Raw genomic sequence first — 16,583 nt, forward strand, 5'->3', positions numbered from 1 at the left:
AATTTTAGGTTCCTCGATTATTGAAATAATGCATGCTACATCCTTTGAGCTTGCTTATCGGTATCATAAACAATTAAGGATAGATTTATTTATTCTAGATTTAAGTTTGTTTGGTGCTGACGGTTTCCATTTTTTGGAAAAATTCCCGAATGAACGATCCAATACAATTATAGTTTCTGCATATAATGACCTTGCGATTCGTGCTTTTGAATATGGGGTTTTAGACTATCTCACAAAACCAATCTCAGAGGAAAGGTTACGCTTATCATTACAAAGGTTCTTCATCCGATCAAATAGGAAAGGAAAACTAAATACTAGTCCAATCCGTATTAAAACTCGTTTATCTAAAGTTGATATCCATAAACTCGATGTTCGCTTAACAGATCTAATGGAAGTAAAAAAAGTTTACCAAAACGAAAACCTTTCTCTTAAATCTTTGGCAGAAGAACTTGATTTACACCCTAGACAGCTATCCGAATTTTTGAACGAGAAAAAACATAAAACCTTTACTTCTTTTTTACACAACTACAGAATCAAAGAAGCCAAATACCTCTTAGAAAGATATCCAGAGAAAAAAATCAGCGATATTGGGTTTGAGGTTGGGTATAAATCTCTTTCCAATTTTTATGATGCTTTCAAAAAAGAGCTCAAAATCACTGCATCAGAGTATCGGCAAAAGAATTTTATATCCACTATAAGCTCAAACATCGCTGAACCAAAGAATTATATTAATGTATAATTCGGATATACTACTAAATAAAGATCTATTGATCAAAAAACACAAATTTCACTCTTGATTCCCGTCCTAGGACGACAGAAAAAGCAAAACAGATTAGAATCTAATAGATTCTTAATATAATTTTTCCATTTGGCTTAGGAGACTTAGATGTATAGAGCAAAAGATTCATTGAACTGTTTGTTTTTCGCAGAAAAGAGTAAATTAATAAAAAATAAATCAATATAGTAACATTTTATTTTACTATATTGATTTCTCTAATATTCGTCAGCTGCTCAAGAGAAGAAAAAAAAATCAGTCCAATCACATACAATCGGATTATTAGGTTTACCAGAAGAAAATGGGACATCCATAAATTTAGAAAATAGTAATCCAGGTGACGTACTACCCCCTATGCCGCCAGTGATCGGTGCACCTGCTCCTCCAGGACAACCTCTGAACGCTCCAATTTTAAATCATCCACAAACCCATGTAAGCAATTCTCCTGTATCAGAAGATCCGAGTGGATTTCATGGCCATATTTTAATTGATCATATTAGTTTTCAATTACCAGTCGATAATCAAACAACCATTACTGCTTATATTGGTAAACGCGATATGAAACTGGAACAAGATGGAGCTGTGGTGAATGCCACAAATTTCAAAACACTAACTCCTGCGAATCCCAATGGAGGTGCATTTTGGTTTAATTTTAAGTTTCCTTCCGACAAAAAACAGAAACTAATTCTTGTTGCGCGAAATGAATTCGGTGTATCCTCGAAAGAAATTGACTTTTCCCACAACAGAAACTGCATCCGCGCTCCCCTTGTACCAATTACCATTAGAGACTGCAATCAACATTGTTTTGAAATCACAAACTTAGTCGACTAAATGGGATTTAAATCAAAATTCAAACATGGCGAACTCACTTACATTGGAGTTGATTTTACTGGACCATCTCCGAAAGCAGCAGGACATCTTCTTTTTTCAAATAACTTTTGTTATATATTGGATGACTCTGCGCATCCCCACTACAGCAAGGGGTTACGTCTATTGCAACAGGTCTAAATCAGGAAGGTAAAGATAGTGTTTGTGTCCTATTGCAAAGTAATATTAGTATGTAGGATGAAAATGGAACCTTTAGCACTAAATTCTTTCATAGTTTAATTAGATTGGAATAAAAATCTAAATTACATTGAATTGGAAATGAATACAATACTTACATTTTTTAGTTAAATACACCTCTTGTAATGTTAAAAGGGAGGATTAGACAATAAAATCAAATTTGCAAAATATAATATTTAGGAAGTATTCTAAAGAAGTAATTTTTAGAGATTGAGTTTTAATTATGGAATTTTGTTGACTCCCAAACTTTAATTGCCCACTCTTTATCAATTTCATTATCAAAACTGATTGTAATATGACATAGATTATTAGTCGTCGCCATATTACCTGTTAGAAAACAAAACTCCTTACCATCTTCATTGATAATTTCTATTGTCGCCCAACCAAAAAGTTGATTATTAGAATATCTAAATATATCTAAATTTTTTGGTGTTTCCAGCAATAGATTTTCAGCTGAAATGGGTATTCCATTATTTCCCTCGACTTTAAAAGACGAGCCTCTAATTATTTTATCTTGAAACCAATAAACATATGTTTTACCATCATTCTCATAGTCTTCATAAAAATAGCCAGGAATATCAGAGGTCCAAAATCCAGTCATTGACCTTTGCATACTTCTCTTTTTGAATCCAATACCCGTAGGTTGAGGTGCCAGACTAGGCACTTTTTCATTTAAATAAGAATCTATTAATTCTTTTTCATTTAGAGGAACAAGTTCTCTAAGTTCTGAATTCCCCGCTCTTTCAAAACAAAATTGAACAAATTTGTATAACAAATATTCGTGTTCCGTATGAAAACTATGCCAAGGCAATTCAACCCATGAGACAGCAAGCCCCGTATTTAAATAAAAAACGGTTTCCAATTTTTGATCCCACCAAGGAAAAAATTGTTCCCCTTTACGTTCTAATTTATTTACATCGCTTTCATTTACCTCAATAAACCAACTTTTATCCCAATATCCAAGCGAATTTAAAGCAAAATAATCTCCCAATACAGAATAACCTAACGGCATAGATATCATTCTATTTCCATCGGACACATTTTCGATTAATACTTTTGCAACCTCCTTAAGCCAATGGAGCATTTCCAACTTGAGAGTTTCAAAGTTTCTAGTTTCATAATAACTAGTTTCATCTCCAAAACCTTCTTCCCCTACCCAATTCCATTTTAAACTCAAAGAATTACCTATTAAATCCAATGACTCAACCACAAATGCATGATATCCTGGACCCTGAATATTTGTATTGGCACTACAAGTTAATACATTATTTGCGATAGTAAATTCAATTGGTTCTCCAATAGGGTAAAGTTGTAAATACATTCGGTCATCTTTGTACTTAGAAGTAACCAATTTTCTCCATGATTGCTCAGGAATTAATTCTTTAAATTCTCCTGCAACTTGACTAAACAATTTATCTTTTGAAATTTTTCTCTTAAAAATTCCAACTGTTGGTAATTCCGATGTTATATAAATACCAATCCCCATTAATAATCAATTCCTTTTATAAACATTAAAAAACTCGAAACATATTTTCCAAATAATTAGAAAACCAACATCACTTATTAAAATCTCACATTTAGTGTTTTTATTAAAAATAACATTAAAAGATCATTTTTAAAATCTAAGGATTTGAACCAGCTGTAACTATCGAAATTGGTAAAGTACTCGTTCCTACATTTCCATTGTGTGTTAAACTTCCATCATTAAGATTGATCGAAAACATATCGACATTACTTGTAACAAAATTCGTTACATATAAATATTTTCCAGAAGAATCAATTGAAATACCTGTTGGCCCATTGCCTTGATTGACCGGATAAGCTATTCCCTGAGACAAATATCCTTTACTTGGATCAACTTTGTATATGGAGATCGATTCTGAACCTTGATATGTCATGTAGATGTATCTGCCCGTAGGATCTGCGGAAATAGACCTTGCATTTACACCGATCGCTATCGTTGCTGAACCTAATGTTTCTAACATTCCATTGTCAGGATTAATACGGTAAGATGAGATATTATTATCCACATCATTCACAATGTAAAGATTTTTCCCATTGGCCAATATCTCTAGATTTCGTGGATTGGTGCCAGTTCCAATCGTTTGGATTATATTAGGATTTGGTATTCCGGTAGTTGAATCAACCTTAAAGACATCCACCAACTTTTCGTTATATCTTGGAACATATAAATAATTTCCAAAAGGATCAACGGCAATGCTAGAAGCGCCAGGGCTTGCAGGCATTGTATTAACTATTGCTAAAGTACCTGTTGCTTGGTTGACAACAAAGGTGCTGACATTATCTGAATTTCGAATATATACTAGATCTTTATGAGGATGATACGTCATTGCTAATGGAGAATTTCCACCACTCGGAATATTGCCCAAACTTGTTAAACTACCGTTAGTTTGATTGATAGTGAATTGAGTGATATCATTAGAGCTTCTATTGGCTACAGTTAAATATTTTTGGCTGGGACTAATGCCCATAGATTCCGGTCCTCCGCCAGCAGCAACAAACCCAGAAGCATTTAACAATCCTGAACTTGCATTAACTGAATAGGAATTCACAAGTCCCGACGTTGTATTGACCACATAAGCAAATTTAGGGATAAACAACGATTTGATGATTATGGGAACAGTAGTTTGTTTGGTTCTGCTATTCGCAGTAATAGAATATTTAGTTGAATTCATTCCATATATAGGCGTTCCGGAAATCACACAATTCGATTCATCGAGATTCAGTCCTATCGGCAAACTTGGCGTAGATTCGCAATGTACAATTGGTTCAGAAGAAAATGGCACAATGGGAATAAGTGTCTCATTTTGACGTACGATAATATAGTCAGAACTATAATTTAATCGAAGATTGCTAAGACCGCCAAACAGAGGACACAAATACTGTCCATCATCAAATCCGATTTCTAGTAATGCAGACATTGCAAAACTTGGCGTTTCTGGATCACAAGTTCCATTTAATTTTGCCGGCACACATTGGAGATTTAAAAATAAGATTAAAAAACTAAATAATAAATAGACAAGAATGAATTGATTCTTCACTACAGAGACTACCTCAGAGAAACATTTTAATACAATGATAAGGTTTTGTCGTCCGGGGACGGGAATCAGGAGTCGGAAGGTCCCGATTGAACGTAGTCTATACCAGAGATCCGTTATAAACCCAAAGTAAGGCATTTCCGCATAGCACAATCAGCCACATACAATACGAAAAATTAAAAGATATCTCGAAATAGATTCTTATGTACTACAACTGACGGAAGTTTGTCGAACCGATATGTAAGTTTACATTATGGATTGGTCCCTGCGGTTAAAATCACAGCTGGACTTGTACTGGTTCCTACGTTTCCGTTAGGAGTTAAAATTCCATTCGATTGATTGATTAAAAATATCCCAGCCGTACCAGCTGCGATATTTGTATTATACAAAAAATTCCCAGAAGGATCCACTGTGATTCCCAAAGGTTCAGTTCCTGTAGCGATCGTGTTTGGAGACAGAGGAACTAACTCACCGGTCAAGGGGCTCGTTGCATACATAGAAATAGTATTCGTATCTCTGTTTGTCATATATAAAAACCGTCCGATGGGATCTGTAGTGATGGTCCCAGAAACAACTCCTGTGGATGAAGTTTGAGGAAAAACAGAGCTCATATAACCAGTATTAGTATCAATTTGAAAGGTAGAGATATGACTACTAGTGTCATAAGACACGTATAATGTTTTTCCATTTGCATGAAATGCCATTTTTTTGGGACGGATATCAGTAGGGATAGTCTGGATCGGGTTTGGACTAAGAAGTCCTGTAACCAAATCAATTCGATAAGCCCCTATCAAATTCCCATTATAAAAAGTTTCGTATAGAAAATTTCCGAAATGATCTACTAGAATATTTGAACTAGCATATGGTGTAGGAACTGTATTGATCAAACCTAAATTTCCGGTAGTAGGATTTACGGAAAAAATTGAAATGTTATCTGAATTTCGTATATAAATTAAGTCTTTCGTAGGATGGTAATTTACCGAAATAGGAGTATTACCTCCACTTGAAACATCCCCAATCAAATTCAAATTCCCATTCGTTTGGTTGATTGAAAAATGACTGATGTTGTTTGTATTTCGATTAGCGATTGTTAGATATTTTTGATTGGGACTGATCGCCATTGATTCAGGTCCCCCTCCTGCAGCAACAAAACCTGTTGTATTAAGGACTCCAGTAGTTGTATCAATCGTATATGAAAAGATCAGATTTGACCCAAGATTCGCAACAAAAACAAATTTTGGTACAAACAACGATTTAATCACCAAAGAAGTTGAGATTTGTTTATTTTGATTTTTTGCTGTGATCAAATATTTAGTTGCATTCAATCCCACAGTAGAAGTACCCGAAATCTCACAATTTATATCATTCAAAATGATTCCAGGAGGTAAAGGAGGAGTTGATTCACAATGATCAATTGGTTCAGATACAAACGGTTTTAAGTTTCCGATAGGTTCACCTTGTTTAATCACAAGGAAATCTGTTCCATAATCCAATCGAAGAGGATTTAAACCTGAAAATAAAGGGCATAAAAAAGACCCATCCGTCGAGCCAAACTCTAATAATGCGGAAAACAGAAAGTTCTCACTTTCTGGATCACAAGCTCCGTTAAATTTGGTCGGTGCACATCGTAAAGTAGAAAGTATAAAAAAGAAACTAAATAATATATTTACAATATTGGATTGTTTCTTAACAAAGATAAACATAATTAACAGTTTAGATCAAAAGATGAAGCCTGTCTTCCGGGGACGGGAATCAGGAGTGTTTTCGATTTGTTAAATTTCTTAATTCAATCACGATTGAAATTTTTCTATCTCAAACCAAGGATTTCCCGTAGAGTGATTGACCACACAATAAAACTTTTTGTGATTTTTCTTCTTATTTCATGCCAAAGTAACGCAACTGACAACAGTTTACCTAAAGCGAAAGCGGGAAAGATGCTCATAACTGAAGGCATTTTTCAAAACCATACTTTCATTAAATTAGATGGTGAATGGGATTTTTATTATCAAAAACTTCTGAATGCAGAAGAAATAAAAAAAAACGAATTAACATTAGAAAAGGATACTTTAATTCTCCCCGGATTTTGGAATGAAATCAAACGGGAAGGCAAAGTTTATTCACCACAATCCTACAGTACATTCCATCTCCACCTAACCTTACCAAAATCATTTATCCATGGTCAATTTTCGTTTTATATCCCGCATGCATTCACCACCTATCGAATGTATTTAAATGATGTTCTAATTTCTGAAAATGGGACAGTCGGATCCTCTGAAATAGAAACTAGGGAGTATTGGTTACCCAAAATTGTTTTTTTTACACCTACTACTGAGGAAATAGAAATTATTCTTCAGGTTGCAAATTATAAATCATTAAACGCTGGTTTTAGACAAAGTATAGAATTTGGGACTCAAGAATCAATGATAAGGAAAAAACAAGTTCGTTTGGCCTTGGATATTTTTTTAATTGCAAGTTTATTTGTAATCTCTCTCTACCATTTTATGCTTTACCTATTAAAAAAAAATGACCAAAGCCTACTGTATTTTTCATTATATTCATTTGTAAGTATGGTTTATAAATTCACGAGTGGAGAATTTTTTTTACTCATATTATTCCCCGATTTTGAATGGAGATGGTTGATTAAGATTTTTTTTCTTTCAGTTTATTTAACTTTTCCATTTTTCTTAAGTTTTATTGGCAAAGTTTTCCCAAACGAAATCGGGAATAAACCGAACTATATATTTCAGTTTATATTTTTCTCATTCTCTTTATTTGTTTTATTTTCCGAATCAACGTGGATTGAAGAAACTTTATTTCCAGCCGAAATCATGATGTTATTTTGTTGTATTTACGTAATCTGGATTTTATCAAAGGCCGTTATCAACAAAAGAGAAAATGCAGCCGGTTTTTTATTGGGGTTCCTTTTTTTATTTATCACTGCCTTAAATGATATCCTATTTGAAAAAAACATCATTAAAACCGAGGTTTATGGTCCGCTTGGAACATTTGTTTTATTTTTCTCTCAATCATTTTTCTTATCAAAAAAATATTCGAAGCTATATACGACAGTTGAAAAACAAAAACTTGAATTGGAACAAACTGTTTCATTAAAAGAAAATATATATCGAGCCAATATCCTTTCAAAACGAATGGAATTGGAGTTGTATAAAAAAACGATCCAACCTCATTTTCTAATGAATTCACTGTCGGCAATTCGCTATTGGGTATCCGAAAGTGCAGAAAAATCTGCCGAAATATTAGATTCTCTTGTGGGAGAGCTCCGTATTATCTTAAAAGTTGCTTCCAAACAATTGATTCCCATTGGTGAAGAAATCAAATTATGCAAGTACCATATTGGTGTCATGAAATTACGTACAGAAAAAGAATATCGGTTTAGAACTTTCGGAATCGATCCAAAAGAAGAATTTCCTCCTCTTATTTTCCACACACTCATTGAAAATGCATTTACTCATGAAGATTCAATCAAGGCGAAATTGAGCTTTATTATCCTTAAAAAAAACATCAAAAAAGAAGAGAAATTTTTTTCCGTCTATTGTTTTATTGTGTATAACCACTGTAAGTCCAATGAACCAGAAGCTTCAAAGAGTGGATCTGGAACTGGTTTAGAATATGTTCGGCTCCGATTGGAGGAATCCTATTCGGGCAAGTGGTCGTTACAACATGGAAAGTCTAAAAAAGGATATCGAGTTCTCATCCAAATTCAGATTCACTAAAATGAAAATATTGATATTAGAAGACGAATCCGTTCACGCAAAATATTTAACCAAATTATTGCAAATCATACTAGAATCTTCTGCCATTGAAATCAAACATGTGACTTCCATTGATGAAGCAGACCAAGAATTAAAACGATCGCCAATCAATCTTCTATTTTTAGATCTCAATATCTTTGGTTTCGACGGCTTTGATATTTTGGAAAGGATCCCTACTCTTTTTACAAATACCATTGTAGTCTCGGCCAATACTGACAACGCAATTAGAGCTTTTGAATATGGTGTCATCGACTTTATCCCAAAACCCATTTCAGAAGATCGATTGCGTTTGGCACTAGAAAGACATTCTCTTTTTGCAAGCACCTACCAAAGAGGAAGCGACCAACAAAAATATGCAAAGTCCCGTTTGTTGCAAGTGGATTTGGAAAGAGTTGAAAATCGACTTTCTCATTTAATGGAAATTGAAAAAATTTATCTGAATGAAGATTTATCTCTCGAAGTTCTCGCCGAAGAACTGGAGTTACACCCGAGGCAACTATCTGAATTTTTAAATGGTAAAAAACAAACAACTTTTAACTCTTTTCTCCACAGTTATCGGATCAAAGAGGCGAAAGATCTTTTACTCAAATATCCAGAGAAAAATGTGAGTGAAATTGGTTTTGAAGTGGGTTACAAATCACTTTCCAGTTTTTACGAAGCATTCAAAAAAGAACTAAAAATTACTGCATCTGAATTCAGACAAAAAACGTCTATATCAGAAACCTTATAACAAGAGCTAAACTTACAAAACCTTTGATGTAGGTTATTTTCTTACAACATAACCTGCTTTTTAAAATTATATGGTATTTCAATTATTAAAAAAATTGAAATACCTCTCCTGATTCCCGTCCCAGGAAGACAGAATATCCAAAACAGATTAGAATCATTAAGATTCGATGATGAATCGAATTCTATCATGTTGTTCAGGAGACTCACTCATGTTTAAGGCAAAAGATCTGGTTAGCCGTTCATTCCCCCTTCAAAAAAATAAAAGCTTAGCAGAGATTTTGTATTCAACATTTTTCTACTTTATTCTTTTTCTTTCGTTATTGTTTCTCAATTGTGCAAAGGAAGAAACAAAATCAGACAAACCCAATACCCTTGGTTTATTGGGTTTGGCATCTGGAAATCAAATCTCATCAAACTCTGACAATGGTCAGTCAGAGGGAGGATTGTTACCTCCGATCCCACCCGTTGTGGGTCCACCTGCCAATCCTGGCCAACCTCTGAATGCTCCGATCCTGAATGACCCTCAAACACAAGTGAACAATGCACCACAAGCTGAAGACCAATATGGAATTTATGGTAAAATTTTAATTAATAACATTAGTTTCCAACTACCAGTCCATGACCAAACAACGATTACTGCCTATATCGGAAAACGAAATTTGAGATTGGAGCCTGATGGAACCGTTGTGAATGCAACAAATTTTAAAACCTTTACTCCTGCCAATCCAAATCAGGGAGGAACTGTTTGGTTTAGTTTTATCCATCGTTCCAATCAAAAACAAAAACTAATTCTTGTAGCAAGGAATGAATTTGGTTCCTCTTCGAAAGAAATCAATTTTAGTCACAATCGGGATTGCGTAGGTGCTCCACTTGCTCCTACCACCCTTGGAGATTGTAACGGACATTGTATCGAAATTACGAATGTAGCTGGACAATGGAATTTTAAAACAAAATACAAACATGGAGATGGTATCACTTTTGCTAATATAACTATCGAAGGATATGCACATACAACAGGAGCAATGTTAGGTTTTGATGCGTTTGAATACCTTTGGGATCCAGGGAATGGTCTTCCATTACCCGAAGGATTTGTTTCTGTTTCATCAACGCTTAGTCCTCAAATGAATGAATATACCTGTGTTGCATTGCAAAGTATTATTTGGATAGAAGACGAAAACGGAAATTTAAATACTACTCTTTTTACGGATCGTGCTAGATTAGAATAACCAATTAGATCATCGGAATTAGAACCTATCGAAGTAAATCTCCAATGGTGTTTTTTCCGATGTCGACTTGGAATCGTTTTACAAAGAAAAATACCGGTGAATGTTAAAACCGATTGTCCATTCTTTTTTATCGTAGTTGTAATCAGCACCACGCAGGAGTTGGGTGTGAGCAAGGGAACGACTGTTGGTCACAAAAAACTGAAAGACATGCCCACCCGTTTCAAAATCTATTCCAGTACTGAATGGTACAGAAGTATATTCGACAGGTTTTGAAAGAATTACGTTGTTTACAAAAGCATCTACAGCCTTTCCTCTTGCGATCAAATCATTCACTTCTGATACGGAATATTCCACACCACCAATCTTTGTTTTTCGATCTTCACTTTCATATGATTCTCCAATGTAATCTCTTTTGGGAGTAAAGATTGCAGCAAACGTAAAGTCCACTCTCTTAAAGAGATGAAGACGAAAAGATACATCTAAACCGGTTCGATCATTGGAAAGATGTTCTTTTACGTAATTTCTGTGAACAAACATAGGAGATACCTGAATCGAAAGAAAATCATTGAATCTTCTAGAAATCAATATAGAAGAAAGAGTGCTCTGTCGATCTGTTAAACTCAACTCATAAGTGTTTAATCGTTTTTCAAGATTGGAATCCAAAGTGGGAATCCCTGTCGAAGGCCGAAGGTAGGGACCAAAAAATTGTTCTTGTTTGGAAGTTTCCTGACCAAAGGCACCAAAAAAACTAATCGTCAAAGGAAAATCGGTATCTTGGGTCAACAAACGAACCTTTGATCTCGTTTCATATGTTTTTTGAAATGAGGTTCTTGATAGGCCAATTGTGATTCGATCAGTGATTCCATAATCCAAAGAAAGTTGCGTATTGTGTGCTAGTATAGTATTCACCTGACAGTTTCGTAAAGAAGCAGTGGTCACACATCCTCTAATTAGAAAAATGATTTTTACCACAAAGTCATTCCTAGGAGGGAAGACGTATGACCACCACCAATACCAACGTAAGCACCAAAGCAGCGAGAAGAAAGCTAAATTTGTTAGAATTAGCAAATGAATTAAGCAATGTAAGTAAAGCCTGTAAGATCATGGGCTACTCCAGACAACAGTTTTATGAGATCAGAAGGAACTACCAAACATTTGGTTCTGAAGGTTTAATCGACAGAGTTTCTGGAGCGACCAACCCTCATCCAAACCGATTGTCGGAAGAACTCGAAAAAGTGATTTTGGATTATAGCCTCATCAATCCAACTCATGGTTCCATTCGTGTAGCCCAACAATTGAATTTAAAAGGACACAGTGTAAGTTCAGGCGGAGTGAGAGGAGTCTGGACGAGGACTAAACTTCTTACGAAACACCAAAGACTTTTAAGACTCGATCAACATCTAAAAGAACATCCTATAGAATTGAATGAAAATCAAATAAAGTTATTAGAGAAATTCAATCCTGAATACCGAGATAGGCACATTCAGGCTGATTTTACTGGGGATTTGGTCGCTATGGATACATTTATGGTGGGAACATTAAAAGGAATAGGAAGAGTCTACCTGCAGACAGTTATCGATTGTCATTCAAGGTATGCGTGGGGAACTCTTCATACATCGAAAATGCCAATCACGGCTGTTCAGACTTTAAACAATGAAGTTCTTCCTTTCTTCGAAGACCACAACATACCTATCAAAACAATTCTAACGGACAACGGTCGAGAATACTGCGGGAGAGAAGATCAACATCCATTTGAACTATTCCTTCAGCTAGAAGAAATCGAACATCGGACTACTAAAGTCAGAAGACCACAAAGCAACGGATATGTGGAAAGACTTCATAGAACTTTGCTCGACGAACACTTTAGAATCGCTGGTAGAACCAATTTTTATGAAACAGTCGATGAAATGGAAAAAGATTTCCAGGTTTATCTCAAGTTCTATAACAACGAAAGATCCCACCAAGGCAGGAATATGAATGGGAGAACTCCCTATCAAGTTTTCCTTGATGGCATCCGAGAACTAAAAAAAGTAGAAGATCAATATTTTAAACTAAGTTAGAGGATTGTGTAAGGCGAATACTGTATCTGTACACTTCACCAATATTTAAGTATACTTTCTGCTTCATCACCCAATAGCCTACCCAACAGTATAAAACATTACTCTCCGCAATTTTCTTAGCTTTAGAAACGACTTTCAATGAACGCCAAAGAAGTCAAAACCAAATAAATTGCTAACCTTGTAACCATAAACACTTCGGGAAGGAACTCTCTCAAGGTATCTGACGATATCTACTCAAAAAAACAACGAAATTCTTTTGAAAGGTAAAATGAGGGGAAATTAGAATAGTAAGTTATTTCAAAACTGGATGTATCAAACACAAATCACAATTTCCGCATTCACTAAACGTTGAATCAAAATATTCATGTATGAACTTACGCCTACAATCGTTTGTTTTGGTATATAACAGAGTTTGGTATAATCTCTTTTGAGAATCTTTTTTCTTTTCCATCAACTCCTGTTCAGAAAAAATAGAATCTAACCAAGGAGCTTCTATTTGCAATGATCCTCTTTCCAAATCTCCTGACAATAATCCTTTATTTTCCAATAAATTAAGTGCTGTTTGAATTCTATGATCACCTTTATCCTTAAAGGTCATATAAGATTGTAAAGTTCCATAATCTAATCCAGACAATTCACTTTGTTTTGATAGAAGGATGTCGTATAATTTTTTCAAATACGATCTATCCGGATTTTGCCAATCAATAAAATCCATTTGGACAGCAAGGTCATCTTCGCAGTAAAAAAGTTTACAATCTGATGGTTTACCATCTCTTCCTGCACGACCAATTTCTTGGTAATAAGACTCTATACTTCCAGGAATTTGTGCATGATAAATATTTCTGATGTTTGGTTTATCGATGCCCATTCCAAATGCATTTGTTGCAAGAAGGATTCCATCCTCCATTCCAAGAAACTTAGTTTGTACTTTATTTCTTTGGTCAGAAGGAAGTTTACCGTGGTAAACAAGATGTTTTTTGTGCTTCGTATCTAACCATTGACTAAATTTTTCTAATTCTTGAATCAAACTAAAGTAAATGATCGAGGCACCATTTGTTATTTTTAATTCGGAAAAAATGGTCTGGTATTTTGCCTCTGTATCAAAACAATCAACAACAGACAATCTTAAGTTTGGACGAAACAAACCATCGTCGAATATTTTTATTTTTTCTTTCGCAACACCCAATTGATGAATAATATCTTCTTGGACACGCTGAGAAGCTGTTGCAGTTAAAGCAATCGTTGTCGGATTTCCCAATATTTCACGAAACCAAGATATTTTTGTATAATCAGGCCGAAAATCATGGCCCCATTGGCTAATGCAATGCGCTTCATCGATCGCCAAAAGAGAAACTGATTGCGTATGCAAGGCGTCTAAAAATTCTTTTTTCTGAAACCGTTCTGGAGAAACATATAATATTTTATATTTTCCTGAATTCAATTTACTATATCTTTCTAATCGTTCCGACTTCGACAAACTTGAGTTGATAAAATCAGCGGAGACACCTTTTTTTTGTAAGGTGGCCACTTGGTCTTTCATTAATGCAATCAAAGGTGAAATCACAATACAAATTCCTTGCATCAATAAAGCAGGAACCTGATAACACAGAGATTTACCCATACCCGTAGGCATTAACACCAATGCATCCTCACCGTTAAGGATATGTTTGATTATCATCTCTTGCTTTCCACGAAAAGTGGAAATTCCGAATGTATTTTTAATAAGATCTAAATCCAAAGATAATACCAACCACAAGCTACAAACATAAGAATTTCGAGAGGTAGCTTCTAAAGATCGGCCAATGCTTTATCTTTGAATTTTTAAATGAACCGCATCCATTACTTCTTCCAAAATAGTAGGATCGTCAATTGTTGATGGTATGACATAAGTTTCTCCATCAATCATTTTCCTCATCGTTTTACGAAGGATTTTCCCTGACCTTGTTTTTGGTAGTCTTTTAACAAAGACAACGGTTTTCAAAGAAGCGATCGCGCCAATCTTTTCTCGAATTCGGTGAGTTATATCTGACTCAATGGCTTTTTGATCCAAAATCACTCCGTCTTTACAAACTACAATCGCCAATGGTACTTGGCCTTTGAGCTCATCCGCGATTCCAATAACTGCTGATTCTGCTATCGCCGGATTTTCAGCAACGATCTCTTCCATTTCGCCGGTAGATAACCTATGCCCAGCAACATTGATCACATCATCAATACGACCTAAGATGAATAAATATCCATCTTCATCAAAATATCCACCGTCACCCGTTAGATAGAAGCCAGGATAATGAGACAAATAGGAAGATTCATAATTTGAATGATCCTTCCAGAGTGTAGGCAAACATCCTGGTGGTAATGGAAGTTTAATTACAATATTTCCTTTTTCACCTTGCTTTACTTCATGACCTTCTTCATCAAGAATTCGAACATCAAAACCGGTTACAGGCTTTGTCGCAGAACCAGCTTTTGCTGGCAATGGATTTGAACCCATCATATTAGCAGCTATCGCCCATCCAGTTTCTGTTTGCCACCAGTGATCTACTACCGGAACTTTTAGAAGTTCACATGCCCAATCATAAGTAACAGGATCCGTTCTTTCTCCAGCTAAAAATAAATATTTAAGAGAGGATATATTATATTTCGATATCTCCTTTCCTTCTGGATCTTCCTTTCGTATCGCACGAAAAGCAGTCGGAGCACAAAACAATGTTTTAACTTTGTATTCTTCAATAATTCTATAAAAAGCACCTGCATCAGGTGTGCGTACAGGTTTTCCTTCATACAAAACAGTAGTACAACCATAGATTAAGGGAGCATAAACTATGTAGGAATGTCCAACAACCCAACCTACATCAGAAGCAGCAAAAAAAACTTCACCAGGTTTCATATCGTAAATGGTTTCCATAGAATAGTGCATAGCAATTGCATGACCACCATTGTCCCGAACCACTCCCTTAGGTTTCCCTGTTGTACCGGATGTATAAAGAATATAAAGAGGGTCCGAAGCGGAAACAGGAACCGATTTTTTTTTGCCCGCCGTTTCCATAAGTTCATCCCAATCAAAATCACGTCCAGTATGCATAATTACTTCTAAATTTGGCCGCGACTTCAGAATTACAAAATCTGGTTTATGATTCGAAAGATGCATCGCTTCATCTAACAATGGTTTATAAGGAATAATTTTTGAAACCTCAACACCATAAGAAGAAGTTATTACGAGTTTAGGTCGACAATCATCTAATCTAACAGCTAGTTCGTGAGGTGCAAAGCCACCAAATACAACAGAATGTACTGCTCCAATACGAGCACAAGCCAACATAGAAATCAATGCCTCTGGGATCATTGGCATATAAATAACAACAGTATCTCCTTTCCTAACTCCCAAGGAATCTAAAACGAAAGCCATTTTTTCTACTGATTCTAAAAGCTGAAAATAAGATAATTTTATTTTAGTTTTTGTAACGGGCGAATCGTAAAGAATAGCAATGTCTTCGCCTTTTCCGGATTCTATATGGTGGTCTATGGCCAAATAAGAAGTATTTAATATCCCATCGGGGAACCAATGGTTTAGTCCATCTTCACCAGATCCGTATACTGTTGTCGGCTTCTTTTGCCAAGGGATACGATTAATTTGGGACATCCAGAACTTGCCTGTGTCTTCACTATAAACCGATTGATCCATTCGATTACTTCCTAACTTTTCATAAGATGTAAATTCTTGCAAAATCCCAACTAAAAAATCAAATATTAGGCAAAGACGTTTACGAAATGAAAAAGGAGACATACCGTATATGCGCAATCCTTCATACATTAATAATTGAATTTATCAAGTCTCCTTTTCCGAAAATTTAATTTTAGAATAAATCCAAAAGCCTTGACATTATTTTATTTTATCA

General features: G+C 35.2%; 11 protein-coding genes and 1 pseudogene. 6 read left to right on the forward strand and 6 right to left on the reverse strand.

Annotation, left to right across the window (positions count from 1 at the left end; all coding sequences use genetic code 11):
• Positions 1 to 739: AraC family transcriptional regulator (locus ND811_RS18395; protein ID WP_265365548.1), on the forward strand; the 739-nt coding region annotated here is incomplete at its 5' end.
• 390 nt (positions 740 to 1,129) lie between these two features.
• Positions 1,130 to 1,606, forward strand: coding sequence for a hypothetical protein (locus tag ND811_RS18400; protein ID WP_265353452.1), 477 nt, complete (start codon positions 1,130 to 1,132; stop codon positions 1,604 to 1,606).
• A 451-nt stretch (positions 1,607 to 2,057) separates the two neighbouring features.
• Here ND811_RS18400 and ND811_RS18405 read toward each other — a convergent pair whose 3' ends face one another.
• From ND811_RS18405 to ND811_RS18415, 3 genes are all read right to left on the reverse strand, one after another.
• Entirely contained in the window at positions 2,058 to 3,326 is a 1,269-nt protein-coding gene (locus tag ND811_RS18405) for a hypothetical protein (protein WP_265353451.1), read from the reverse strand.
• A 136-nt stretch (positions 3,327 to 3,462) separates the two neighbouring features.
• Positions 3,463 to 4,902, reverse strand: a complete 1,440-nt coding sequence (locus tag ND811_RS18410; RefSeq protein ID WP_265353450.1) for a lactonase family protein — start codon at positions 4,900 to 4,902, stop codon at positions 3,463 to 3,465.
• Between the two features lie 248 nt (positions 4,903 to 5,150).
• Entirely contained in the window at positions 5,151 to 6,602 is a 1,452-nt protein-coding gene (locus tag ND811_RS18415) for a lactonase family protein (RefSeq protein ID WP_265353449.1), read from the reverse strand.
• A 132-nt stretch (positions 6,603 to 6,734) separates the two neighbouring features.
• Here ND811_RS18415 and ND811_RS18420 point away from each other — a divergent pair, with 132 nt between their 5' ends.
• The 3 genes from ND811_RS18420 (at position 6,735) to ND811_RS18430 (ending at position 10,627) form a co-directional block, all read left to right on the forward strand.
• Positions 6,735 to 8,633, forward strand: a complete 1,899-nt coding sequence (locus ND811_RS18420; protein WP_265368980.1) for a 7TM diverse intracellular signaling domain-containing protein — start codon at positions 6,735 to 6,737, stop codon at positions 8,631 to 8,633.
• 1 nt (position 8,634) lies between these two features.
• The gene (locus ND811_RS18425; protein WP_265353447.1) at positions 8,635 to 9,402 is read left to right on the forward strand and encodes a response regulator transcription factor; all 768 of its coding nucleotides are present in this window, start codon (positions 8,635 to 8,637) and stop codon (positions 9,400 to 9,402) included.
• Positions 9,403 to 9,610: 208 nt separating this feature from the next.
• Positions 9,611 to 10,627, forward strand: coding sequence for a hypothetical protein (locus ND811_RS18430; RefSeq protein ID WP_265353446.1), 1,017 nt, complete (start codon positions 9,611 to 9,613; stop codon positions 10,625 to 10,627).
• 78 nt (positions 10,628 to 10,705) lie between these two features.
• On the opposite strand, the pseudogene ND811_RS18435 reads toward ND811_RS18430, so the two are convergent.
• Positions 10,706 to 11,515, reverse strand: a pseudogene (locus ND811_RS18435) (DUF5777 family beta-barrel protein); the annotation flags it as partial.
• Positions 11,516 to 11,625: 110 nt separating this feature from the next.
• Here ND811_RS18435 and ND811_RS18440 point away from each other — a divergent pair.
• A complete protein-coding gene (locus tag ND811_RS18440; protein ID WP_265353445.1) occupies positions 11,626 to 12,687 on the forward strand; it encodes an IS481 family transposase in 1,062 nt (353 codons plus the stop codon).
• 292 nt (positions 12,688 to 12,979) lie between these two features.
• Here the strand turns inward: ND811_RS18440 and ND811_RS18445 are convergent, their stop codons facing one another.
• Positions 12,980 to 14,425: a RecQ family ATP-dependent DNA helicase gene (locus ND811_RS18445; RefSeq protein ID WP_265353444.1), complete on the reverse strand. Its 1,446-nt coding sequence runs from the start codon at positions 14,423 to 14,425 to the stop codon at positions 12,980 to 12,982.
• A gap of 69 nt (positions 14,426 to 14,494) precedes the next feature.
• Complete coding sequence (locus tag ND811_RS18450) at positions 14,495 to 16,471, reverse strand: AMP-binding protein (RefSeq protein ID WP_265353443.1); 1,977 nt, start codon at positions 16,469 to 16,471, stop codon at positions 14,495 to 14,497.
• Positions 16,472 to 16,583: the final 112 nt, after the last annotated feature.

Origin of the sequence: Leptospira soteropolitanensis (assembly GCF_026151655.1) — a bacterium.
In the GTDB taxonomy this organism is placed as follows: Bacteria; Spirochaetota; Leptospiria; order Leptospirales; family Leptospiraceae; genus Leptospira_A; species Leptospira_A soteropolitanensis.

Excerpts from the sequence above, each read along its gene's own strand:
- ND811_RS18400 (WP_265353452.1), top strand. The coding sequence starts at position 1,130 with ATGCCGCCAGTGATCGGTGCACCTGCTCCTCCAGGACAACCTCTGAAC.
- ND811_RS18405 (WP_265353451.1), bottom strand. The coding sequence starts at position 3,326 with ATGGGGATTGGTATTTATATAACATCGGAATTACCAACAGTTGGAATT.
- ND811_RS18415 (WP_265353449.1), bottom strand. The coding sequence starts at position 6,602 with ATGTTTATCTTTGTTAAGAAACAATCCAATATTGTAAATATATTATTT.
- ND811_RS18425 (WP_265353447.1), top strand. The coding sequence starts at position 8,635 with ATGAAAATATTGATATTAGAAGACGAATCCGTTCACGCAAAATATTTA.
- ND811_RS18430 (WP_265353446.1), top strand. The coding sequence starts at position 9,611 with ATGTTTAAGGCAAAAGATCTGGTTAGCCGTTCATTCCCCCTTCAAAAA.
- ND811_RS18440 (WP_265353445.1), top strand. The coding sequence starts at position 11,626 with ATGACCACCACCAATACCAACGTAAGCACCAAAGCAGCGAGAAGAAAG.
- ND811_RS18450 (WP_265353443.1), bottom strand. The coding sequence starts at position 16,471 with ATGTCTCCTTTTTCATTTCGTAAACGTCTTTGCCTAATATTTGATTTT.